The 21,206-nt window shown below is 57.3% G+C and carries 19 protein-coding genes; 10 read left to right on the top strand and 9 right to left on the bottom strand.

All coding sequences use genetic code 11. The features are described from left to right. Positions 1–198: 198 nt before the first annotated feature. From speFL to kdpF, 7 genes are all read right to left on the bottom strand, one after another. Complete coding sequence (gene speFL / locus ACMYSK_RS11660; RefSeq protein ID WP_113991227.1) at positions 199–303, bottom strand: leader peptide SpeFL; 105 nt, start codon at positions 301–303, stop codon at positions 199–201. 278 nt (positions 304–581) lie between these two features. Then, positions 582–1,259, bottom strand: a complete 678-nt coding sequence (kdpE, locus tag ACMYSK_RS11655; RefSeq protein WP_434644054.1) for a two-component system response regulator KdpE — start codon at positions 1,257–1,259, stop codon at positions 582–584. 155 nt (positions 1,260–1,414) lie between these two features. Further along, positions 1,415–4,102, bottom strand: coding sequence for a two-component system sensor histidine kinase KdpD (kdpD, locus tag ACMYSK_RS11650; RefSeq protein WP_434643202.1), 2,688 nt, complete (start codon positions 4,100–4,102; stop codon positions 1,415–1,417). Position 4,103: 1 nt separating this feature from the next. Next, complete coding sequence (gene kdpC, locus ACMYSK_RS11645) at positions 4,104–4,679, bottom strand: potassium-transporting ATPase subunit KdpC (RefSeq protein ID WP_434643200.1); 576 nt, start codon at positions 4,677–4,679, stop codon at positions 4,104–4,106. Between the two features lie 10 nt (positions 4,680–4,689). Beyond that, complete coding sequence (kdpB, locus tag ACMYSK_RS11640) at positions 4,690–6,738, bottom strand: potassium-transporting ATPase subunit KdpB (RefSeq protein ID WP_434643198.1); 2,049 nt, start codon at positions 6,736–6,738, stop codon at positions 4,690–4,692. A gap of 20 nt (positions 6,739–6,758) precedes the next feature. Continuing rightward, entirely contained in the window at positions 6,759–8,438 is a 1,680-nt protein-coding gene (kdpA, locus tag ACMYSK_RS11635) for a potassium-transporting ATPase subunit KdpA (RefSeq protein ID WP_434643196.1), read from the bottom strand. Continuing rightward, complete coding sequence (kdpF, locus tag ACMYSK_RS11630) at positions 8,438–8,527, bottom strand: K(+)-transporting ATPase subunit F (protein ID WP_015584874.1); 90 nt, start codon at positions 8,525–8,527, stop codon at positions 8,438–8,440. Before kdpF ends, kdpA begins: the two co-directional genes overlap by 1 nt. Before the next feature lie 308 nt (positions 8,528–8,835). Here kdpF and ACMYSK_RS11625 point away from each other — a divergent pair, with 308 nt between their 5' ends. Both ACMYSK_RS11625 and phrB read left to right on the top strand, forming a co-directional pair. Beyond that, a complete protein-coding gene (locus ACMYSK_RS11625) occupies positions 8,836–9,042 on the top strand; it encodes a DUF2517 family protein (protein ID WP_434643193.1) in 207 nt (68 codons plus the stop codon). Positions 9,043–9,239: 197 nt separating this feature from the next. Beyond that, entirely contained in the window at positions 9,240–10,682 is a 1,443-nt protein-coding gene (gene phrB, locus ACMYSK_RS11620) for a deoxyribodipyrimidine photo-lyase (protein ID WP_434643191.1), read from the top strand. On the opposite strand, the gene dtpD is transcribed toward phrB, so the two are convergent. After that, positions 10,654–12,132, bottom strand: coding sequence for a dipeptide permease DtpD (gene dtpD / locus ACMYSK_RS11615; RefSeq protein WP_434643190.1), 1,479 nt, complete (start codon positions 12,130–12,132; stop codon positions 10,654–10,656). The two genes, phrB and dtpD, sit on opposite strands and share 29 nt — an antisense overlap. A gap of 270 nt (positions 12,133–12,402) precedes the next feature. Between dtpD and ACMYSK_RS11610 the strand changes: the two genes are divergently transcribed. The 8 genes from ACMYSK_RS11610 to nei all read left to right on the top strand — a co-directional run bounded on the left by ACMYSK_RS11610 (position 12,403) and on the right by nei (position 18,723). Continuing rightward, positions 12,403–13,146, top strand: a complete 744-nt coding sequence (locus tag ACMYSK_RS11610) for a type 2 GTP cyclohydrolase I (protein ID WP_434643188.1) — start codon at positions 12,403–12,405, stop codon at positions 13,144–13,146. Positions 13,147–13,160: 14 nt separating this feature from the next. Then, on the top strand, positions 13,161–13,817 hold the full coding sequence (pxpB, locus tag ACMYSK_RS11605; protein ID WP_434643186.1) for a 5-oxoprolinase subunit PxpB: 657 nt from the start codon (positions 13,161–13,163) through the stop codon (positions 13,815–13,817). Next, positions 13,811–14,743 (top strand): 5-oxoprolinase subunit PxpC, encoded by a 933-nt coding sequence (gene pxpC / locus ACMYSK_RS11600; RefSeq protein ID WP_434643184.1) that lies wholly within the window; start codon positions 13,811–13,813, stop codon positions 14,741–14,743. The genes pxpB and pxpC overlap by 7 nt, the downstream gene beginning before the upstream one ends. Next, positions 14,733–15,479, top strand: a complete 747-nt coding sequence (gene pxpA, locus ACMYSK_RS11595; protein WP_434643181.1) for a 5-oxoprolinase subunit PxpA — start codon at positions 14,733–14,735, stop codon at positions 15,477–15,479. The genes pxpC and pxpA overlap by 11 nt, the downstream gene beginning before the upstream one ends. A 62-nt stretch (positions 15,480–15,541) precedes the next feature. After that, positions 15,542–16,270, top strand: a complete 729-nt coding sequence (locus ACMYSK_RS11590; RefSeq protein WP_434643178.1) for a DUF969 domain-containing protein — start codon at positions 15,542–15,544, stop codon at positions 16,268–16,270. Continuing rightward, positions 16,267–17,262 (top strand): DUF979 domain-containing protein, encoded by a 996-nt coding sequence (locus tag ACMYSK_RS11585; protein ID WP_434643175.1) that lies wholly within the window; start codon positions 16,267–16,269, stop codon positions 17,260–17,262. The genes ACMYSK_RS11590 and ACMYSK_RS11585 overlap by 4 nt, the downstream gene beginning before the upstream one ends. Before the next feature lie 9 nt (positions 17,263–17,271). Beyond that, a complete protein-coding gene (pcp, locus tag ACMYSK_RS11580; protein WP_434643173.1) occupies positions 17,272–17,916 on the top strand; it encodes a pyroglutamyl-peptidase I in 645 nt (214 codons plus the stop codon). 15 nt (positions 17,917–17,931) lie between these two features. Beyond that, positions 17,932–18,723: an endonuclease VIII gene (gene nei, locus ACMYSK_RS11575; protein WP_434643171.1), complete on the top strand. Its 792-nt coding sequence runs from the start codon at positions 17,932–17,934 to the stop codon at positions 18,721–18,723. Positions 18,724–19,804: 1,081 nt separating this feature from the next. Here nei and gltA read toward each other — a convergent pair. Next, positions 19,805–21,091 (bottom strand): citrate synthase, encoded by a 1,287-nt coding sequence (gltA, locus tag ACMYSK_RS11570; protein ID WP_434643168.1) that lies wholly within the window; start codon positions 21,089–21,091, stop codon positions 19,805–19,807. Positions 21,092–21,206: the final 115 nt, after the last annotated feature.

The raw sequence follows: 21,206 nt of genomic DNA, 5'->3' as shown, positions 1-21,206 counted from the left end.
TTGATATCTCCGGGAAAAAACATATTTACTGATACAGGAATCTGTAAATTGTTTTTTTTGGATGTACAGGCTAAACCCTAACCAGTCCGGCTACGGTAAACTCAGGGTTTAGTGAGGTGAGCACCACTGAATACAGGCGGTTGCCTGTAATGCAAGGGTCAGGAAGACCTGTATGCGGAAGTGCCCGTAGTCGAAAGACTATCGGGCATTAAAGAAATGAAAGTCGAAACTGTTGCGGTGGGAGAACATCATAATATGTGTTGTTCGCCTTATGTGGGGCATTGTTCGGTTATTATTTTCCATTTTTAGCGTGCCTTTCAGTTGTCTGTTGAAAGTAACGCCATTTTATTCATAAAACTGGTAGTTTCCGTGAAGTTGATCAATTAAATAGATCAATGGCGATATTTTTTGCTTATTTTTGTTGCTTTTATGTGATTATTCTCTTTGTTGTTTGGTTTGTGTTAGTGTTGTGTTTGTTTTCGTGATTAAAAAGGTAGGATGGCCAGGAAATATTATTTTCTGGCCATTAAGTTAGTGAGATAAGGGGGTTAAAAATAAATTCAAAATAAATGAATAATAATTCACGGCATAAACCGGTAGCCGATCCCCGTTTCGGTCAGTAAATGCTGCGGGCGCGCCGGGTCGACCTCCAGCTTTTGCCGCAGATGCCCCATATAAATGCGTAAATAGTGGCTGTGCTCTACCGCATTTGGCCCCCACACCTGATTGAGCAGTTGGCGTTGAGTGAGTACCTTGCCAGGATTATTCAGTAGCGCCGTCAGCAGGCGAAACTCAATGGGCGTCAGGTGAATTTCTTCCTCACCGCGTACGATGCGGCGGGCGGGGATATCAACCTGAATATCAGCGAAGCGCACGACCGGATCATCGGCCTGGGCACCGGCGTGGCGACGTAACGCTACCCGTAGTCTGGCCTGTAGCTCACCGATACCAAAGGGTTTGCTCAGATAGTCATCGGCGCCAGCGTCAAGCGCGGCAATTTTATCGTGCTCCTCAGTGCGGGCAGACAGCACGATAATCGGCATCTGGCTCCACTGGCGCACTTCGCGGATAAATTCATTGCCGTCGCCATCGGGCAGGCCGAGATCGAGGATGGTTAAATCAGGTTTGCGGGTTGCGGCTTCAATCAGTCCCCGTTGCAGGGTATCGGCTTCAAATACGCGCATGCCGTCAGCTTCCAGCGCGGTGCGCAGAAAGCGGCGGATTGCATGTTCATCTTCAATAATCAGTACGTTTATCACCCGTTCTTCCCGTTCAGACAGATAGGACACTCTCCTTCAGAAACGCCCGGGGTGCGGCTAACATCTTATCCGGGGTATCCTCACGCAAGGTCAGGAGCTGGCGATAGCCCGGGCAGGTACGCAGCACCGCCTCCGGGGCATCCACCGATGAAGTGCTACGCCGCTCCGCCCCATTCATCCAGTCCCGGCGGCGTCTCCCTGGGGAGTGTAACACGGAAGCAGGCGCCGCCCTCCGGCCGCGTATGGGCGCTAATCGTCCCGCCGTGTACTTCAACGATCGCCTGGCAGATGGCCAGACCCAGCCCAACGCCGGGGATCGCCGACTCTTTATGCCCGCGGGCGAATTTATCAAAGATAGCTTGTTCCTGGCCCGCCGGGATCCCGGGGCCATTATCCCACACGTTTAACAGCAGCTGACGATCGCCGGCCTGCGCGGTAATACCAATCTGCGCCTGCGAACCGGCATATTTCAGCGCATTTTCCAGCAGATTAATCAGCACCCGTTCAAACAGCGGGCCGTCGACGTGAACCAGCAGCAGCGGATCGGGCAGCGCCAGCTGAATTTGCTGCCCGCCGAGGCCCGGCTCCAGCATCCGCAGGGCGCTGCCGATCAGCTCCTCAAGCGTGAGCCACTCCTTATGCAGATTGAAACCGCCGGATTGAATACGCGCCATATCCAGCAGATTATTGACCAGCCGGGTGGTATTCAGAACGTGCTGGCGAATTTCATTTGCCTGCGGAGCATGCTTTGACCCTTCGCTGGCCAGATCGAGCGTCAGGATCTCTGCCTGTCCGAAGAGGACGGTCAGCGGGGTACGCAAATCATGCGAGAGCGCCGCCAGCAGCGAATTTCGCAGGCTTTCTCGCTCACTGTTGAGCCGAGCCTGCTCTTCGCTGGCGGTCAGCGTCAGCCGCTCAAGCGCACTGGCGACCAGCAGCGTAAAGGTTTCCAGCAGGCGCTGCTGTTCGGGAATCATCAGCTGACGCAGGTTTTCGGGTTCCACCACCAGCAGACCCCAGGTCCGGGAGGCGCTTTTCAACGGTAAGATTTGATAGGGAACGCCGGGCAGCGTATCGGTACCGGCGCCGGCAGGCTGGCCCTTATCGAAGCTCCAGCGCGCAATGGCATCGTCCCAGGAGGTCAAACCCGGCTGGTGAGTCAGCGGATGCAGTTTGCCGTCACTATCAGGCAGCAGAAGCTGGCCGCGGGCCTGGAAAGTGGACGCAATAAACCGCTCGCTGGTTGCCGCAATGTCATCCTCACTGCGCCCGACCGCCAGCGCTTTTGACATCTCATACAGATGGCGGGTGCGTTGCTCACGATAGCGCGCCACCCTGGCCTGATAGCGAACCCCGGCGGTGAGATTACCGATCAGCAGACCGACGGTGAGCATCACCCCGAAGGTCAGCAGGTATTGCACGTCGGAAACCGCCAGCGTACCGCGGGGTGAAACAAAAAACAGATCGAAGCTGACCACGTTGATAACCGTCGCCAGCACCGATGGCCAGCGGCCATACAGCAGAGCGATAATCACCACTCCAAGCAGATAGAGCATAACCAGGTTGGCCGCTTCAAAGGCCACCAGCCACTGCATCGCCACCAGCGTAATAACCGCGCAGAGCGCCAGCGCTACGCAGCAGCCCTGGATTTGCAGGCGCCATTTTTCCATGGTGGTGCGGCTGTCGCTGGCCCGAGCGGGAAGAGGATCGCTTTTTTCATCAAGGGCGATCACCACCAGATCGAGGTCCGGCGCGTAGCGCGCCAGGCGGTCGGCGAATCCGCTACGGTTCCACCAGCGGCGTTTTCCCTGGCGACCGATGACGATTTTGCCCAGATTATGCTCGCGGGCGTAGTGCAGGACGGCCTTCTCTTCGGACGGGTCGGAAAGGGTAGCCGTTTCTGCGCCGAGCTCCTGCGCGAGCCGCAGCGCGGCCAGAATTGCCCGCCGTTTGGCTTCCGGCAGACGGTGCAGGGAAGGGGTTTCGACATAGACCGCATGCCAGATGCTGCCGAAGCGTGCGGCCAGCCGCGCGGCAGCGCGAACCAGTTTTTCGCTGCCGGTATTGTGGCCGATGCACAGCAGAATGGTGTCACGGGTATGCCAGACTTTCTCCTGGCCCTGACGGTCGCGCCAGGCGCGCATCTGTTCATCGACGCGATCGGCGGTCCGGCGCAAAGCCAGCTCACGCAGGGCAATCAGATTTCCTTTGCGGAAAAAGTTCTCGATGGCCCGTTCCGCCTGGCCGCCGATATAGACCTTGCCCTCATTCAGTCGCTGACGAAGATCGTCAGGGGGCAGGTCGACCAGCACAACGTCATCGGCGGCGTCAAAAAAAGGATCGGGGACGGTTTCGCGCACCTGAACGCCGGTAATGCCGCTGACGACATCATTCAGGCTTTCCAGGTGCTGGACGTTGACGGTGGTAAAGACGTCGATCCCGGCTTCAAGAAGCTCTTCAACATCCTGCCAGCGTTTGGGGTGACGCGATCCCGGCGCGTTGCTGTGCGCCAGCTCATCAACCAGAATCAGCGCCGGTCGGCGCGCCAGGGCGGCGTCGAGATCGAATTCGTGGACGTAGCGCCCACGATGAGAAAAGCGGCGCTGGGGGAGGGTGCTGAGCCCGTCCAGCATCGCCGCCGTTTCTTTCCGACCGTGGGTTTCCGCCACCCCAATCAGAATATCCAGTCCCTGGGCGCGTAGCCGCTGCGCTTCTGCCAACATAGCCCAGGTTTTACCAACGCCCGCACAGGCGCCAAAGAACACTTTTAGCTTACCGCGATGCGGCTCGCTGGTATGTTGCAACAGGCGGTCGGGGTCCGGGCGCAGCGGCTCGTCACTCATTTTACTTATCCTTCAGGGCATCCAGCGCCATATTCAGTTGCACTATATTTACCACAGGTTGGCCGAGAAAACTGGCCAGCGGTTTTTGCGTGGCGTCGTTCACCAGACGGGTGACCTGGTCAATGCTGAGGTTGCGGGCCTGAGCGACGCGCGGTACCTGCCAGAGCGCGGCCGTTGGCGTGAGGTTATTGTCCAGCCCGCTTGCTGAAGTTGTCACCAGCTCTACCGGAACACGTGGGTTAGCCTGCGGGTTGGCGAGACGAAGTGCCTGCACCCGTTCGCTGACGGCTTTATCCAGTGCCGGATTGCTGACGGCCAGATTACTGCCGCCGGAGGCGAGTGGATTGTAAGGCATTTCAGCGGTTGCCGAAGGGCGTCCCTGGAAGTAGCCAGCCGCGGTAAAGTTCTGGCCAATCAGGCTTGAACCGCGGATTTCGCCAGCGATGCGAATCAATGAGCCGTTTGCCTGCTGCGGGAACCACCACTGCCCGAGAGCGGTGGTCAGCAGGGGATAGACTCCGCCGGTGAGAAGCGTTAACAAAATAAAAAGCACAAGTGCTGGTCGAATGAATGACATGGTATTTTCCTCACAGCAGTCCGGTCAGAGTCAGTAACAGATCGATAGCTTTAATACCGATAAACGGCACCAGCAGCCCGCCCAGGCCGTAGACCCACAGATTACGACGCAGCATGGCCGAAGCCGACAGTGGACGGTAGCTCACCCCTTTTAGCGCCAGCGGGATCAGGAAGACAATAATCAGCGCGTTAAAGATAACCGCGCTCAGAATCGCCGAGGCAGGCGAGTGCAGGTGCATGACGTTCAGCATGGCGAGCTGCGGGTAAACGGCGGCAAAGGCTGCCGGAATAATGGCAAAATATTTCGCCACGTCGTTGGCAATACTGAAGGTAGTCAGCGAACCGCGGGTCATCAGCATCTGCTTACCGATATGCACCACTTCGATCAGTTTGGTCGGGTTGGAGTCCAGGTCTACCATGTTGCCCGCTTCTTTTGCCGCCTGGGTCCCGGAGTTCATTGCTACCGCAACGTCGGCCTGGGCCAGCGCCGGGGCATCATTGGTGCCGTCACCGGTCATCGCGACCAGGCGCCCCTCGGACTGGTACTGGCGAATCAGCGCCAGTTTGGCTTCCGGAGTCGCTTCGGCAAGGAAATCATCGACGCCCGCTTCGGCGGCAATTGCTGCGGCGGTCAGACGGTTATCTCCGGTAATCATTACCGTTTTAATACCCATCTTACGCAGCTGAGCAAAGCGCTCTTTAATCCCGCCTTTAACGATATCTTTCAGTGAAATCACCCCCAGCACGCGCTTGCCTTCCGCGACCACCAGCGGCGTTGCGCCCAGCCGGGCAACGTCTTCCACCTGTTTGTCGACATCCGCCGGGAAGTGGCCGCCGTTGGCCTCAACGTGGCGGCGAATCGCGTCTACGGAACCTTTGCGGATCATCCGCTGATCGATGTTAATCCCGCTCATTCGCGTCTGAGCGGTGAAGGGGACGAAGGTTGCGTGCAGCGACTGCAGGTCCCGTTCACGCAGGTTAAAGCGCTGCTTTGCCAGGATGACGATACTGCGACCTTCCGGCGTTTCATCCGCCAGGGATGAGAGCTGGGCGGCATCGGCGAGGGTTTTTTCTTCCACGCCGTCAGCCGGTAAAAACGCCGAGGCCTGACGGTTACCGAGGGTAATCGTACCGGTTTTATCCAGCAGCAGGACATCCACGTCGCCCGCCGCTTCCACTGCGCGCCCGCTGGTGGCGATAACGTTGGCTCCCAGCATGCGGCTCATTCCGGCAACGCCGATGGCCGACAGCAGCCCGCCGATCGTGGTCGGAATCAGGCAGACCAGCAGCGCGACCAGTACCGTCACGCTGACCGCGTTGCCGCTCCAGGCGGAGAACGGCCAGATGGTGGCGGTAGCCAGCAAGAACACCAGCGTCAGGGCGATCAGCAGGATCGTCAGCGCAATTTCATTGGGCGTTTTGCGGCGCTGGGCGCCTTCGACCATGGCGATCATCCGGTCAAGGAAGGTTTCGCCAGGGTTGACGCTACAGCGGATCACCAGCCAGTCAGAGAGAATGCGGGTCCCGCCGGTGACCGAGGCAAAGTCACCGCCGGATTCGCGGATCACCGGTGCGGATTCACCGGTGATGGCGCTTTCATCCACCGAAGCTCCCCCTTCAATCACCTCCCCGTCGCAGGGAATGATATCGCCCGCTTCCACCAGCACCACGTCGCCTTTACGTAAATCTTCGGCCGGAATATGGTCGATAGTCGCGTCATGTTGCGGGGAGCGTAGCTTACGGGCAAAGGAGGTTTTTTTGACGCCCTTCAGGCTATTGGCCTGCGCTTTACTGCGGCCTTCAGCCATTGCCTCGGCGAAGTTTGCGAACAGCACGGTAAACCATAGCCAGATGCTCACCGCCGCGGTAAATGCCGCGCTTCCGGTGAGATGCCCGCTGGCCATCGCCACGGCAAGCAGCGTGGTTATCAGGCTACCTATCCAGACGATGAACATGACCGGGTTACGCCACTGTACCATCGGGCTCAGTTTTTTCACCGCGTCCAGCAGCGCCTGGCGCACCAGCGTCGGCTCCAGCAGGGCTAATTGTTTGCGACTCATAACAGGTTGCTCCGCATCGCTTAAAGTAAGGAGAAGTATTCCGCCAACGGGCCGAGCGCCAGGGCGGGAATAAAGGTCAGGGCGCCGACCAGCAGCACGGTACCGATCAGCAGACCGATAAACAGCACATCGTGGGTGGCGAGGGTACCGGAGCTGGTCGGTTGGATTTTTTTGCCCACCAGCGAACCGGCGATGGCCATGACGGGCACAATGACGGCAAAGCGACCCAGCAACATGCAAAATGCCAGCAGAAGGTTCCAGAACGGCGTTGCTGCTCCGAGGCCTGCGAAGGCGCTGCCGTTGTTATTGGCAGCAGAGGTGACGGCGTACAGAACTTCGCTAAAACCGTGCGGCCCCGGGTTGAACATCCCGGCGCGTCCGGCCTCGGTCATCATCGCCAGCGCGGTTCCTGACAAGACCAGCGTTGGCGTGACGAGAATGGCCAGAGCGATCATTTTCATCTCGCGCACATCGATCTTCTTGCCGAGATATTCCGGCGTCCGGCCGATCATCAGCCCGGCGATAAATACCGCGAGCATAACGAACAGCAGCATGCCGTACAGGCCCGAACCGACGCCACCGAAGACCACTTCGCCGATCTGCATCAGCCACATGGGAACCATGCCACCCAGTGCGGTAAAGGAGTCGTGCATGGCGTTAACCGCACCGCAGGAGGCGGCGGTTGTGACGACCGCGAACAGACTGCTGGCTAAGATGCCAAAGCGACTCTCTTTGCCTTCCATATTGAGGCTGCTGTCTGCGCCCAGCTGCAGCAGGTGCGGGTTACCGTGGGTTTCCGCCCACATCACCACCGCGACACAGACGATAAAGATCAGCGTCATTGCCCACAGAATCGCGTGACCCTGGCGGCGATCGCCGACAACATCGCCAAAGGCAAAGCACAGTCCCGCCGGAATCAAAAAGATCGCCAGCATTTGCACCATGTTGCTCAGAGCAGTGGGGTTTTCAAACGGGTGCGATGAGTTGGCGTTAAAGAATCCGCCGCCGTTGGTGCCGAGCATTTTGATTGCTTCCTGTGAGGCAACTGGCCCCATTGGCAGCGACTGATGCACGCCCTCCAGCGAGGTGAATGCCTGGTACGGCAGGAAGTTTTGTGGCACGCCCTGCTGCATAAAGAACACAGCGATCAGCAGTGAGACTGGCAGCAGCAGCCACAAAGTGATGCGGGTGAGATCGACCCAGGCGTTGCCAAGGGTGCTGACCTGCTGACGCGACCAGGCGCGGGTGAAGGCAAAAACCACCGCGATGCCCGTTGCCGCCGAGAGGAAGTTTTGCACCGTCAGTCCGGCCATCTGACTGAGATAGCTCAGGCTGCTTTCTCCGGCATAGGCCTGCCAGTTGGTGTTACTGACGAAACTTACCGCCGTATTCAGCGCGAGATCCCACGACAGGCCGGGCAGATGCTGAGGGTTGAGCGGCAGTGCGCCCTGACACATCAGCAGCGTGAATAGCACCACCAGCCCAAGACCATTAAACAGCAGAATGGCAAGCAGATATTGGCACCAGTTCATCTCCTGTGTACGGATTCCCGAGAGCCGCCAGATGCCGTGCTCAATCCCGGCCAGACCCGGCAGCGGGGTATCGTTGATCATTCTGGCCAGCAGCATCCCCGTCAGGCGAGCCAGCACCATCAGCAGCAGAAGAAAACTGGCGATAAGTAAAAATCCTTGTGCGGCCATCAGAATGCCTCCGCATTTATCAGGGCATAGACCAAATAGGCCAGCAACAGGAATACCAGCGCCACGCCAGCAATTACGCCTGCACTCACAATCCACCTCCGGGTGTATTTACGATTTACCCGAAGAATAGGAATTCTGGTGCAAAGATTTTGCAAAAATCAGAACGGGCGGTGTAAAAAAAATATAAAAATCATAAAAACCACAATTTAACCAATGGTTAGTATTAATTTAACTTTTTCGTAACTCAATTACCGGGTGAATGTAAATAAAGGCTAAATTACTGCGTTATAGTGGTCGGATGAGTAGTAAAATTACACGCAAAGCGGTATTATTTTAGCCAGAGATACATTGACACTTTACCGGCGTAACTTGCCGGCCTGACTAAGGGAGAGAAATTATGACGTTGTATAAAACTTATCCTGCTCACGTTGTCTTTTTACGTCGCGCTTTCGCCGTCGTGGCTGGCGTAGTGGCACTTCCGGTGATGTTGTTCTGGAAAGACCGCGCCCGTTATTACAGCTGGCTGCACCGCGTATGGGCGAAAACCAGCGAACAGCCGGTGTGGATGGCGCAGGCTGAAAAAGCCGCCGCCGATTTTTACTGATGACTTCCGCTTGACTGAATGACCGCCGGTTCTCCGGCGGTTTTTTTTTGCCCGAGCCAGCCGCCGCCGCTTGCACCTGCACGTCTCCTGCAACACTATATGACTGAATTTCCTGATGCTTATTCCACCGGTTTGCGGGCGTTTATCGCTGCCAGGAAGTATCAAACCCACGAAATGTCACCAATTGCAGGAGTTATATGGCCACTCATCTGGTCTGGTTTCGCGCAGACTTACGTATCCATGACAACCTGGCGCTAGCTGCCGCCTGTCGCGATCCGCATGCCAGCGTGCAGGCGTTGTTTATCGCCACGCCGGGCCAGTGGCATCAGCATGGTATGGCCCCGCGTCAGGCGGCGTTCATCAGCCGTCATCTGCACAGCCTGCAGGCCTCACTTGCCGAGCGAGGGATCCCGTTGCAGGTGGTCGAGGCGGCAGATTTTTCGGCCAGCGTCGAGCTGCTGGTCGACTATTGCGCGCAGCGGCAAGTCAGCCATCTGTTTTATAACTATCAGTATGAAATCAATGAGCGTCAGCGCGATGCGGCGGTTGAAAAACGGTTGAGTCGCGTGGTGTGTCAGGGATTCGATGATGCGCTTTTACTGCCTCCCGGCAGCGTGCTGACCGGGAATCGCGAGATGTACAAGGTGTTTACCCCCTTTAAAAATGCCGTTATCCGTCGGCTGCGTGAGGCGCTGCCGGAGTGTGTCTCCGCGCCGAAGGTGCGCTCTCACGGGGGAGTGATGCCGGCGCCGTTACCGGAGATTCGGTACCCGCAGCTGGATTTTGACCCGCATCTTTTTGCCGGGGATGAGAAAACGGCTATCGTCCGGCTGCGTAGCTTTTGCCAACAAAAGGCCGCCGATTATGACCAGCAGCGTGATTTCCCCGCTCAGGAAGGCACCAGCCGGCTTTCACCTTGCCTGGCCGTGGGCGTGCTGTCACCCCGTCAGTGTCTGCATCGACTGCTGGTGGAACAGCCAGCCGCACTCGATGGTGAAGCGGGGTCCGTCTGGCTGAACGAACTGATCTGGCGGGAGTTTTACCGGCATTTGATGGTGTTCTACCCGAACTTATGCAAAGGACATCCGTTTATTGCATGGACGGATAACGTGGCATGGCGTGATGATGCGCAGGGATTGCAGGCGTGGCAAAACGGGCAAACCGGATTTCCGATTGTCGATGCCGCGATGCGCCAGCTTAATGCCACGGGCTGGATGCATAACCGCCTGCGGATGATTGCGGCCAGTTTTCTGGTAAAGGACCTGCGCATCGACTGGCGCGCGGGCGAGCGCTACTTTATCGGCCAGCTCATTGACGGCGACCTGGCGGCCAATAACGGCGGGTGGCAGTGGGCGGCGTCGACAGGAACCGATGCAGCCCCTTATTTTCGGATCTTCAACCCCACAACCCAGGGTGAGAAGTTTGATAAGGGGGGAACGTTTATTCGGCAATGGCTGCCTGAGCTTGCGGAGGTGCCGGAGAAAGCGCTGCATCAGCCGTGGATCTGGGCGGATAAGCAAGGTGTAACCTTGCCGTATCCGCGCCCGCTGGTCGACCATAAACAGGCGCGGCTGGAGACGCTGGCGGCCTGGGAGGCCGCCAGTAAAAGCATTACCCCACGGCCAGGGCGCGGGTCCTGACCCGTAGGGCATGATACAGCCAGATTACCAGCACCAGGCCGACGCAGGCTAAGGCCCCCCAGGTGATTTGGCTGAAGACGTTAATGTAGGCATCGATGGCATAGCTGGTCGCACCGGCTTCATCGAAGGCCCCCTGGGCGGTCTGGTCGGCGATCGCGCCGGCCAGATAGTTGGCAATGGCGCCGGAGAGCAGCATATAGATACCGGTCAGCACGCCGGTCACGCCGGGGATCTCGATACGGGTGATTTGCGACATCGCCACCGGGTCGATAAACAGCTCGGCAAAGCCCATGACCGCCAGACCCAGCACCATCAGCGGCATCGAAGATTGACCGTAGGTAGCGGACCAGCGCGCGCTCAGCGTCAGAATACAGAACCCGGCGCTCATTAATCCCAGACCAAGCGCAAATTTACCCCAGATCCGTACGGTACGGTTGCCGTTAATATTCTCTTTCACCAGCCAGGCCAGCACCATGCCGCAGAGCATGACCGCAAAGGCGTTCACCGACTGGAACATCGCTGTCGGGACTTCATAACTCATCACATGGCGGTTCACGAAGCGGTCGATATACAGGCTGATAGAGCTGCCGCCCTGCTGAGCAAAGGCCCAGAACAACAGGCTGAACCCGGTCAGGACGATAATCAGCCGCAGGTCCCTGCGCTGTTTGGCGGTTTCAGCCCGCAGATAAATTCTTGCCAGCACCACCAGACCGATAATCGTCGCAACAATCAGCGCATAGACCGACCACTCTTTCCAGAACAGAACGGTAATCACCAGCGGCGCGACGATCAGCAGAACCAGCAGCCAGCCCCAGTTAGGCAGCATAAAGTGACGCGCGCAGAGCGCTTGCCGATTCACGCCTGAGGTATGACGGAAATGGCGGCTGCCGCAGAGGAAAATGACCAGGCCTGCAATCATGCCAATAGCGGCCAGGGCAAAGCCCATCGCCCAACTGTACTCTTCCTGCACATACCCGCAGGCGATGGGGGCGACGATCGAGCCGATATTTCCCGCCGCATACATCAGCGAGAAACCGCCATCGCGACGCGGGTCGGTCGGCTCGTACAGTTCGCCCAACAGGCAACTGACGTTGGATTTAAACAATCCGTAGCCGCAGACGATGATGGCGAGCGACAGATAGAGGAAGGCTGGTGCAATTTCGCTGGCGCCCAGTACCAGGTGGCCGATGGCCATCAGTAAAGCGCCAAGCATTACCGCCATTCGATTACCGAGGAGTTTATCGGCCAGGAAGCCACCGAGGATCGGCGTGACATACACCAGAGAGCAGTATGCGCTGAAGAGGGCGTAAGCGTGGCTGTCGTCATACTTGAGCTGATTGGTGAGATACAAAATCAGCAGCGCCCGCATTCCGTAAAAACTAAAGTATTCCCAAATCTGGAGCGCGACGACGTAATAGATTGCGCGCGGCTGTGAGGATTGTCTGTTCATGTAACGCCTGGTTCCTGCCATAAAACGAAAGTCGATCTTTCTGCATGAATAGCGGTTTAGTAGTGATATTCATGGCCTTAAAGGCTTTCTGATTATTTAATATGCTTTAATAATGCATAAATATACACGAATGCGTTATGGGGTGGGTAGACAAATTGCGGGTTTAAGCTAAAAGTCAACATAGCGTCTCTCGCGCAGAGACTATCGACGATCTATGCGGATACCGCTATGTTATGCCTTTGCACAAAATGATGACCTGATGGAGCGGCAATGAAAAATAGCGAACTGGAACAACTGATTAACGAAAAGCTTAATAGCGCGACAATCAGCGACTACGCGCCAAATGGCCTTCAGGTAGAAGGGCGTGAAACGGTGCAAAAAATTGTCACCGGCGTCACCGCCAGCCAGGCGCTGCTGGATGAGGCCGTACGCCTGCAGGCAGACGCGGTCATTGTGCATCATGGTTACTTCTGGAAAGGCGAGTCTCCGGTGATTCGTGGCATAAAACGCCAGCGCCTGAAGACGCTGCTGGCGAATGATATCAATCTTTACAGCTGGCATCTGCCGCTGGATGCGCACCCGGAGCTGGGGAATAATGCTCAGCTGGCGCAGCTGCTGGGTATCAATATCATGGGAGAAATTGAGCCGCTGGTGCCGTGGGGAGAGCTGTCGATGCCGGTTTCCGGGCTGGAGCTGGCCTCGTGGATTGAGGCGCGTCTGGGACGAAAACCGCTATGGTGCGGCGATACCGGGCCGGATAAAGTTGCCCGGGTTGCCTGGTGTACCGGCGGTGGCCAGAGCTTTATTGATAGCGCCGCTCGCTTTGGCGTGGATGCGTTTATTACTGGTGAAGTCTCGGAGCAAACCATTCATTCCGCGCGCGAGCAGTCTCTGCATTTTTATGCCGCCGGACATCATGCCACCGAACGTGGCGGCATTCGCGCGCTGAGCGAATGGCTGACGGAAAATACCGATCTGGATGTGACCTTTATTGATATCCCTAACCCGGCCTGATGAGAGAGAGAAAAGTGCAGCGAGCGCGTTGTTACATGTTAGGCGAAACCGCCGTAGTTCTGGAGCTCGAACCCCCGGTCACGCTGGAAAGCCAAAAGCGTATCTGGCGCCTGGCCCAGAGACTGGCGGATCACGAAGAGGCCCTGGATGCGATACCAGGGATGAACAATATCACTGTCGTCCTGCGTCACCCGCAGGTGATGGCGTGGGATGCGATTGAACAGCTGCAGCGCTGGTGGGAAGAGAGCGAAGCGCTTGAGCCGCAGTCGCGGCAGATGACGATTCCGGTTATCTACGGCGGTGAAGACGGGCCCGACCTGGCGGAAGTGGCTCGTCACAGCGGATTGAGTGAAAAGCAGGTTGTTGAACTGCATGCCTCCGTCGAATACGTCGTCTGGTTTCTTGGTTTTCAGCCGGGATTTCCTTATCTCGGCGGGCTGCCGGAACGGCTGGCGATGCCGCGACGGGCGGAGCCGCGTCTGCGGGTTCCGGCTGGCTCTGTCGGTATCGGCGGAGCGCAGACCGGGGTATATCCGCTGGCGACGCCGGGCGGCTGGCAGCTGTTGGGCCGTACGCCGCTGGCGCTCTTTGATCCAACACGTAAAGAGCCTGTCCTGCTGCGTTCCGGTGACAGAGTCCGCTTTGTACCGCAAAAGGAGGGGGTATGTTGAAGATGATCCGTGCCGGAATGTACTCGTCGGTACAGGATGGCGGGCGTGAGGGAAAGAGGCAGTCAGGGATCAGTCTCTGCGGTGCGCTGGATAAACCCTCACTGGTGATTGCTAACCTGCTGGTCGGCAACGAGCCAAATAGCGCCGCGCTGGAAATTACGCTTGGTCAGGTTGATATTCAGTTTGAGCGCGACTGCTGGTTTGCACTGACCGGCGCTGCCTGCGAAGCGATGCTGGATGACAAGCCGGTATGGGTTGGCTGGCGAATGGCGGCGAAGGCCGGGCAGCATCTGGTGCTTAAAAATCCACAGTACGGGATCCGCAGCTATCTGGCAGTGGCCGGAGGCATTGATGTCCCGGTGGTGCTGGGCTCGCGCTGTACCGATCTGAAAGTGGGGATTGGCGGTCTTGAAGGACGGCGGCTGCAGGATGGCGATCGGCTGAAACTGGGGAAAACCTCCCGGCGGTTTAGCGCACCGCGCGGCGTTAAGTCTCTGCCGATCGGAAACCGCATCCGTGCGTTACCGGGGCCGGAATATCATGAATTCGATCATGCGTCGCAGGGATCGTTCTGGCGTTCACCCTGGCAGCTTAGCGCCCAGAGTAACCGGATGGGATATCGTCTGCAGGGCCAGCCGCTGGTACGTACCACCGATCGTGAAATGTTCTCACACGGCCTGCTGCCGGGCGTGGTGCAGGTACCGCATAACGGCCAGCCGATTGTGCTGATGAACGATGCACAGACCACCGGCGGCTATCCGCGAATTGCCTGCATTATCGATGCCGATATGTACCAGCTGGCGCAAATCCCGCTGGGTCAACCGATTCATTTTGTTCCGTGCACGCTGGAAGAGGCGTTGAAAGCACGCGCTGACCAGCAGCGTTATCTTGAACAACTGGCGTGGAGACTGAGCGATGATCATTGATTTGAATGCCGATCTGGGAGAAGGCTGCGCGCACGATAGCGCGTTGTTGCAGCTGATTTCCTCGGCCAATATCGCCTGCGGGTTTCACGCCGGCGATGCGCTACTGATGCATAAATGCGTGCGTGAAGCGCTGAAAAACGGCGTTGCCGTCGGCGCGCACCCCAGTTTTCCTGACCGGGAAAATTTTGGCCGCTCAGCGATGCAGCTGCCGCCAGAGACGGTTTACGCCCAGACGCTGTATCAGATTGGCGCGCTGGCAGCGATTGTTCGCGCTGAAGGCGGTGAACTGAAGCATGTGAAACCGCACGGGATGCTCTACAACCAGGCGGCAAAAGAGGCGCCGCTGGCCGATGCCATTGCCAGAGCGGTGCGGGATTTCGATCCTGCGCTGATCCTGGTCGGGCTGGCGGGAAGCGAATTAATTCGCGCGGGTCAGCATTACAAACTGGCCACGCGCCAGGAAGTGTTTGCCGATCGCGGGTATCAGGCCGACGGTAGTCTGGTGCCGCGTTCTCAGCCTGGAGCGCTTATTGACAGCGAAGAACAGGCGTTAGCGCAGACGCTGGAAATGGTGCAACACAATCGGGTACGCAGTATCAGCGGTGAATGGGCGCACGTTATCGCCGAGACCGTTTGTCTCCACGGTGACGGTGAACATGCGCTGGATTTTGCGCGCCGTTTGCGTGCGGCTTTTGCTGGACGCAACATTCAGGTCAGTGCGGAAACAGAAGAATAAAACAATAATTATTGAGGCATTACAACACTCACAACAACACTCACAACCAACAGGACGTTATTATGGGAGAAGCGATATCTCTCTGGCCGCTGATCGGTATTGCCGTGATTGTGGTCGGATTTATTTTGCGTTTTAATCCAGTTTTAGTGGTCATTATCTCTGGAATTGTCACCGGCGTAGCGGCAAATATGCCCATCGCCACCATTCTCGAAAAGCTGGGGGAGGGGTTTCTTAATACCCGCAATCTGCCGTTTATTCTCTTGCTGCCGCTGGCGGTCATTGGGCTGCTGGAACGGCACGGTCTGAAAGAGCGCGCCCAGGCGTGGATCGCGAAGATCCACAGCGCCACCGCCGGACGTCTGCTGATCGTCTACCTGTTCGTACGCGAAGCGACGGCTGCGCTGGGATTAACCAGCCTCGGAGGACATCCGCAAATGGTACGCCCACTGTTGGCACCTATGGCGGAAGGCGCGGCGGAAAAAACCTTAGGGCCGCTTCCCGGAAGCGTTCGCTATCGCTTACGTGCGATGTCGGCGGCGACCGACAACGTTGGCCTGTTCTTCGGCGAGGATATATTCGTTGCCTTCGGTGCCATCATCTTTATGCATAACTTTATGCTGGAATCCGGCGGCATCCAGACCGAGCCGCTACATATTGCCCTGTGGGGTATCCCGACGGCGATTTGCGCCTTCCTGATCCATTCTGCACGCCTGTGGCGCCTCGATCGCCACCTGCAGCGTGAGCTGGATAAGGTGAACGCCGCCGCACAGGCGAAAGGCGGTGCGGCATGAATTTTCAACAAACCTGGCTCTACTGGCTGGCGGGCGTCGTTTTGCTGGTGGTTGCGGTCATGTCATGGCGCGACAAAAGCAACCCTCGTCGCCTGACCACCGGCCTGTTCTGGGGGCTGTATGGCCTGATGTTCCTGCTTGGTGACTGGACTTATCAGCTGGTGGACGACAAGCGCACCGTCAATATTGCCGTCGGTGTTGCCGTTGTGGCGCTGGCGTTGATTGCCGGTTTTGGCGGCGTTCGCCTGGGAAGCTATCATCAGCGCACCCAGGAGGAGCGAACCGCCAGCGCGACCCGCCTGGGCAACCGGCTGTTTTATCCGGCGCTGGCCATTCCGGTTGTCACGGTGATCGGCGTGCTGATGTTTAATAACCTGCCGTCGTGGCAGGTCTGGGTGTTTGGCCCGGGTAATCATGCCACGCTGATTACCCTGTTCTCGATGACCGCCGGGACGCTGATTGGTCTGGTGATGGCCATCCGTATGACCCGGGAGCACGTTGCTCAACCGCTGCAGGAGGCGCGTCGCCTGCTGGATTCGGTGGGCTGGGCGTTTATTCTGCCGCAGATTCTGGCGGTGCTGGGGCTGCTGTTTACCTCCGCTGGGGTGGGGAGCAGTATTGCCTGGCTGACCGAACATTATCTGGCGGTAGACAGCCGCTTTGTTGCCGTAGCGGTTTATACCATCGGCATGGCGCTGCTGACGATGATCATGGGTAATGCGTTTGCCGCCTTCCCGATTGTAACGGCGGGCATCGGTATTCCGATTCTGGTGCTGCAGCACGGCGGTAATCCGGCGGTGATGGCGGCAATCGGGATGTTCTCCGGCTACTGCGGAACGTTGATGACGCCGATGGCGGCAAACTTCAACATCGTGCCGGCGGCCCTGCTGGAACTACCGGATAAAAACGCGGTGATTAAGGCGCAGATTCCGACCGGCGTACTGCTGCTGATCGTCAATGTATTCTTACTCTATTTCCTGATGTTCCTGTAAGGAGGGAAGATGGCGGGCGTATTAATTACCGGATTTGAACCTTTTGGAGGGGAAGCGGTTAACCCTTCATGGGAAGTGGTCAGGCAGCTTGATGGCGTTATCATTGCCGGTGAGCACGTGGTCGCGAAGCAGCTACCCTGCGTATTTGGTGAGGCGCTGACGGCGCTGCATGCTGCGCTAGATGAGTATCAACCTGTGTTAACTATAGCCGTCGGCCAGGCGGGCGGTCGTGTCGATATTACCGTCGAACGTGTAGCGATAAATGTCGATGATGCACGCATTGCCGATAATAAAGGTCAGCAGCCGATTGACGTGCCGGTGGTGGCCGGCGGCCCGGCTGCGTGGTTTAGCAGCCTGCCGGTGAAAGCGATCGTCGCGGCGCTGCGTGAGCAGGGGATCCCCGCCTCGGTGTCGCAAACGGCGGGGACATTCGTCTGCAACCATGTGATGTATGGCCTGCTGCATGCACTACACGGAAGAGCCGGGGTTAAAGGCGGGTTCATCCATATTCCGTATTTACCGGAGCAGGCGGCCGCCCATCCGGGAGAGGCGAGTATGGCGGTACAAACGGTACGTGCGGCGCTGGAAACGGCGATTGCGGTCTCGCTACGCCAGGACGGTGATGTGAAAATGGTCGGTGGAGCAACGCACTAACAAAAGGACGTTATTATGCCGGAAGGTCCGGAGATCCGCCGCGCGGCGGATAGCCTGGAGGCGGCTGTCAAAGGCAAACCGCTTACCGATGTCTGGTTTGCCTATGCCCGGCTGCACGATTATCAATCGCAGCTGGTCGGCCAGCGGGTGACGGAGATAGAAACCCGCGGCAAAGCGCTGCTCACGCATTTCTCCGGCGGGTTGACGCTCTACAGCCATAATCAGCTGTACGGCGTCTGGCGGGTGGTGGACGCTGGAGAGCAGCCGGTCAGCAATCGGGTATTACGAGTCAGGCTGCAGACGGCGGAGAAGGCGATTTTGCTTTATAGTGCGTCAGATATCGACATTCTGACGCCCGGGCAACTGGCGGAACATCCGTTTTTATTGCGGGTTGGTCCCGATGTGCTGGATATGACGCTGACCGCAGAATCGGTCAAAGCCCGCCTGCTGTCGGCAAGATTTCGCCGGCGGCAGTTTTCTGGTTTGCTGTTGGATCAGGCTTTTCTGGCAGGGCTGGGGAATTATTTACGCGTTGAAATTCTCTGGCAGGTCGGGCTAACCGGGCGACATAACGCATCGGAGCTCAATGATGAGCAGCTTGATGCGCTGGCCCATGCGCTGCTGGATATTCCGCGCTTGTCGTATCGCACCCGCGGAACGGTGGATGAGAATAAGCATCATGGCGCGCTATTCCGCTTTAAGGTTTTCCATCGTGACGGAGAGGCCTGCGAACGCTGCGGCGGGATTATTGAGAAAACGATGCTTGCGTCGCGGCCGTTTTACTGGTGCCCGGGATGCCAACGTTAGCGACGTGATGAGTCAAGCGATCGCTCGTTTTTAGGCATTGATCCCGTATTAAGTGCCGAGCGTTTAAGGGGCGGTTGACCGATCCGGTAGTGGTGTAAGAATCAGTCATCTCACAGAGATTGCCGATTTTTTATGCGGCGTTGTCAGGTTTTCAACGCCTCTGCAGGCAAGCCAGTCCTGGAGGGCACAGTTAAGCCGGGGATTTAGTTTTACGGTGGTGCACGAACGTTTGTTGTTGTCAGAACGGTGGAATGTTCCGTTCACCACAGGTCCCGCGCCTCCCTGTATCCTGCGCGACAGGTGAACGGCCCAGGGCCGGTTTCGCCCGGCCCTGGGAACCCGGCATTTCGGCAAGAAAAATCGTCGCTACGCGATACCTTCGTCTCCGCCGTCTGGCTGTTCGGGGACGGCAAGATGTCACTTCCCTGTAAGGCTTGCCTCCGCCAGCATCCCTGCTGGCGGCCCCGGCCAGTCGCCTGCGTCTCAGCGATTTTTAGCCGCGCCACCCCCCTGCGGCATGTCCTGATATTCCATGCTGACCATTCTGCCGCTGAAAAACCTTCAGCAATGATATCGCGACGGGACGGCCACGGGATGACAGCGCGGGGGGTAAGGCGCATCAGGAAAGCGGGCGGGAACGCAGGTGCGCATCCAGGACTGGCCACCAGGACAAAAACGTCGGAGGCGTTTTTGAACGACGTTGACGTCGGCCCCGAAGGGGTGAGTCCCAGGGACGGGACGAATAAGGCGGCCAGAGGGCAGGTCGAGACAGGGACGCTGAGTCCAGCCCGGTGCGCCAGATGAAGCCGGAGTGGAGCATACCGCGCAGCGGCCGTTTTCAGCGCAATGCCGTTCACCCGCAGCGGGTGCGAGAAAAGTGCCGGATTCATCGTGAACGGAACATGCCACAAAAGTGAACGGAATACTCCACAGAACACATGCGCCGAAGTACGAAAAACACTTTCACGCAAACCGCCGCTTACCGGCATCACTCTGGTCCGCGATAGACAAAAAAAAGCTGGCCACCTTAAGTGACCAGCATTACGCCCGAAAGCGCGTTTTTTTGTCTTCAGTTCCGCACTTAGCCTTTGACCACGTCGGATTTGAAGTCGCGTTTTTCGTAGCCGGTATACAGCTGACGCGGACGCGCGATTTTCATGCCATCGCTGTGCATTTCGTTCCAGTGTGCAATCCAGCCCACGGTACGCGCCATCGCGAAGATAACGGTAAACATGGAGGACGGAATGCCCATCGCTTTCAGGATGATACCGGAGTAGAAATCGACGTTCGGGTAGAGTTTTTTCTCGATGAAGTACGGGTCGTTGAGCGCAATATGCTCAAGTTCCATCGCCACTTCCAGCAGATCGTCTTTGGTGCCCAGCTCTTTCAGGACTTCATGGCAGGTTTCACGCATCACGGTGGCGCGCGGGTCGTAGTTCTTGTACACGCGGTGGCCAAAGCCCATCAGACGGAAAGAGTCGTTTTTATCTTTCGCGCGACGGACAAATTCCGGAATGTGCTCAACGGAACTGATCTCTTCCAGCATCTTCAGTGCAGCTTCGTTTGCACCACCGTGCGCCGGTCCCCACAGAGAGGCGATACCCGCAGCGATACAAGCGAACGGGTTCGCACCAGAAGAGCCTGCGGTACGGACGGTGGAAGTTGATGCGTTCTGTTCGTGGTCAGCGTGCAGGATCAGGATACGGTCCATTGCGCGTTCCAGGACCGGGTTAACCTCATAGGTTTCACACGGCGTGGAGAACATCATATTCAGGAAGTTGCCCGCGTAGGAGAGGTCGTTGCGCGGATAAACGAAAGGCTGACCGATTGAATATTTGTAACACATCGCTGCCATTGTCGGCATTTTAGACAGCAGGCGATAGGCGGCGATTTCACGGTGACGTGGATTATTGACATCCAGGGAGTCGTGATAGAACGCGGCCAGCGCGCCGGTAATACCGCACATGACCGCCATCGGGTGAGAATCACGACGAAATGCGTGGAACAGACGGGTAATCTGCTCGTGAATCATGGTGTGGCGGGTAACGATGGTTTTGAATTCTTCGTACTGTTCCTGATTTGGTTTTTCACCATTAAGCAGGATGTAGCACACTTCGAGGTAGTTGGACTCGGTCGCTAACTGATCGATCGGGAAACCACGGTGGAGCAGGATACCTTCATCACCGTCGATAAACGTGATTTTAGATTCACACGATGCGGTTGAAGTGAAACCCGGGTCAAAGGTAAATACGCCTTTTGATCCAAGACTACGAATATCAATAACATCCTGACCGAGCGTGCCTTTTAGCACATCCAGTTCAATAGCAGTATCACCGCCTAGGGTGATTTTTGCTTTAGCATCAGACATTTATGGTCTCCTTAGCGCCTTTATTGCTTAAGACTGCCGGGTGGGGATTTGCCTTCGGCTCGTGCCTGATTACGTTACCAGTTTGTTATGTTGCACACAGCTCTGCGTCAGCGGA

Origin of the sequence: Klebsiella sp. I138 (assembly GCF_051131765.1) — a bacterium.
GTDB lineage: Bacteria > Pseudomonadota > Gammaproteobacteria > Enterobacterales > Enterobacteriaceae > Klebsiella.
This window is presented reverse-complemented; position numbering and strand designations above follow the sequence as displayed.

Bases quoted from the DNA above. Each gene is read 5' to 3' on its own strand.
- speFL (WP_113991227.1), bottom strand. From the start codon at position 303: ATGGAAAATAATAACCGAACAATGCCCCACATAAGGCGAACAACACAT.
- kdpD (WP_434643202.1), bottom strand. From the start codon at position 4,102: ATGAGTGACGAGCCGCTGCGCCCGGACCCCGACCGCCTGTTGCAACAT.
- kdpC (WP_434643200.1), bottom strand. From the start codon at position 4,679: ATGTCATTCATTCGACCAGCACTTGTGCTTTTTATTTTGTTAACGCTT.
- kdpB (WP_434643198.1), bottom strand. From the start codon at position 6,738: ATGAGTCGCAAACAATTAGCCCTGCTGGAGCCGACGCTGGTGCGCCAG.
- kdpA (WP_434643196.1), bottom strand. From the start codon at position 8,438: ATGGCCGCACAAGGATTTTTACTTATCGCCAGTTTTCTTCTGCTGCTG.
- ACMYSK_RS11625 (WP_434643193.1), top strand. From the start codon at position 8,836: ATGACGTTGTATAAAACTTATCCTGCTCACGTTGTCTTTTTACGTCGC.
- phrB (WP_434643191.1), top strand. From the start codon at position 9,240: ATGGCCACTCATCTGGTCTGGTTTCGCGCAGACTTACGTATCCATGAC.
- dtpD (WP_434643190.1), bottom strand. From the start codon at position 12,132: ATGAACAGACAATCCTCACAGCCGCGCGCAATCTATTACGTCGTCGCG.
- ACMYSK_RS11610 (WP_434643188.1), top strand. From the start codon at position 12,403: ATGAAAAATAGCGAACTGGAACAACTGATTAACGAAAAGCTTAATAGC.
- pxpC (WP_434643184.1), top strand. From the start codon at position 13,811: ATGTTGAAGATGATCCGTGCCGGAATGTACTCGTCGGTACAGGATGGC.
- pxpA (WP_434643181.1), top strand. From the start codon at position 14,733: ATGATCATTGATTTGAATGCCGATCTGGGAGAAGGCTGCGCGCACGAT.
- ACMYSK_RS11590 (WP_434643178.1), top strand. From the start codon at position 15,542: ATGGGAGAAGCGATATCTCTCTGGCCGCTGATCGGTATTGCCGTGATT.
- ACMYSK_RS11585 (WP_434643175.1), top strand. From the start codon at position 16,267: ATGAATTTTCAACAAACCTGGCTCTACTGGCTGGCGGGCGTCGTTTTG.
- pcp (WP_434643173.1), top strand. From the start codon at position 17,272: ATGGCGGGCGTATTAATTACCGGATTTGAACCTTTTGGAGGGGAAGCG.
- nei (WP_434643171.1), top strand. From the start codon at position 17,932: ATGCCGGAAGGTCCGGAGATCCGCCGCGCGGCGGATAGCCTGGAGGCG.
- gltA (WP_434643168.1), bottom strand. From the start codon at position 21,091: ATGTCTGATGCTAAAGCAAAAATCACCCTAGGCGGTGATACTGCTATT.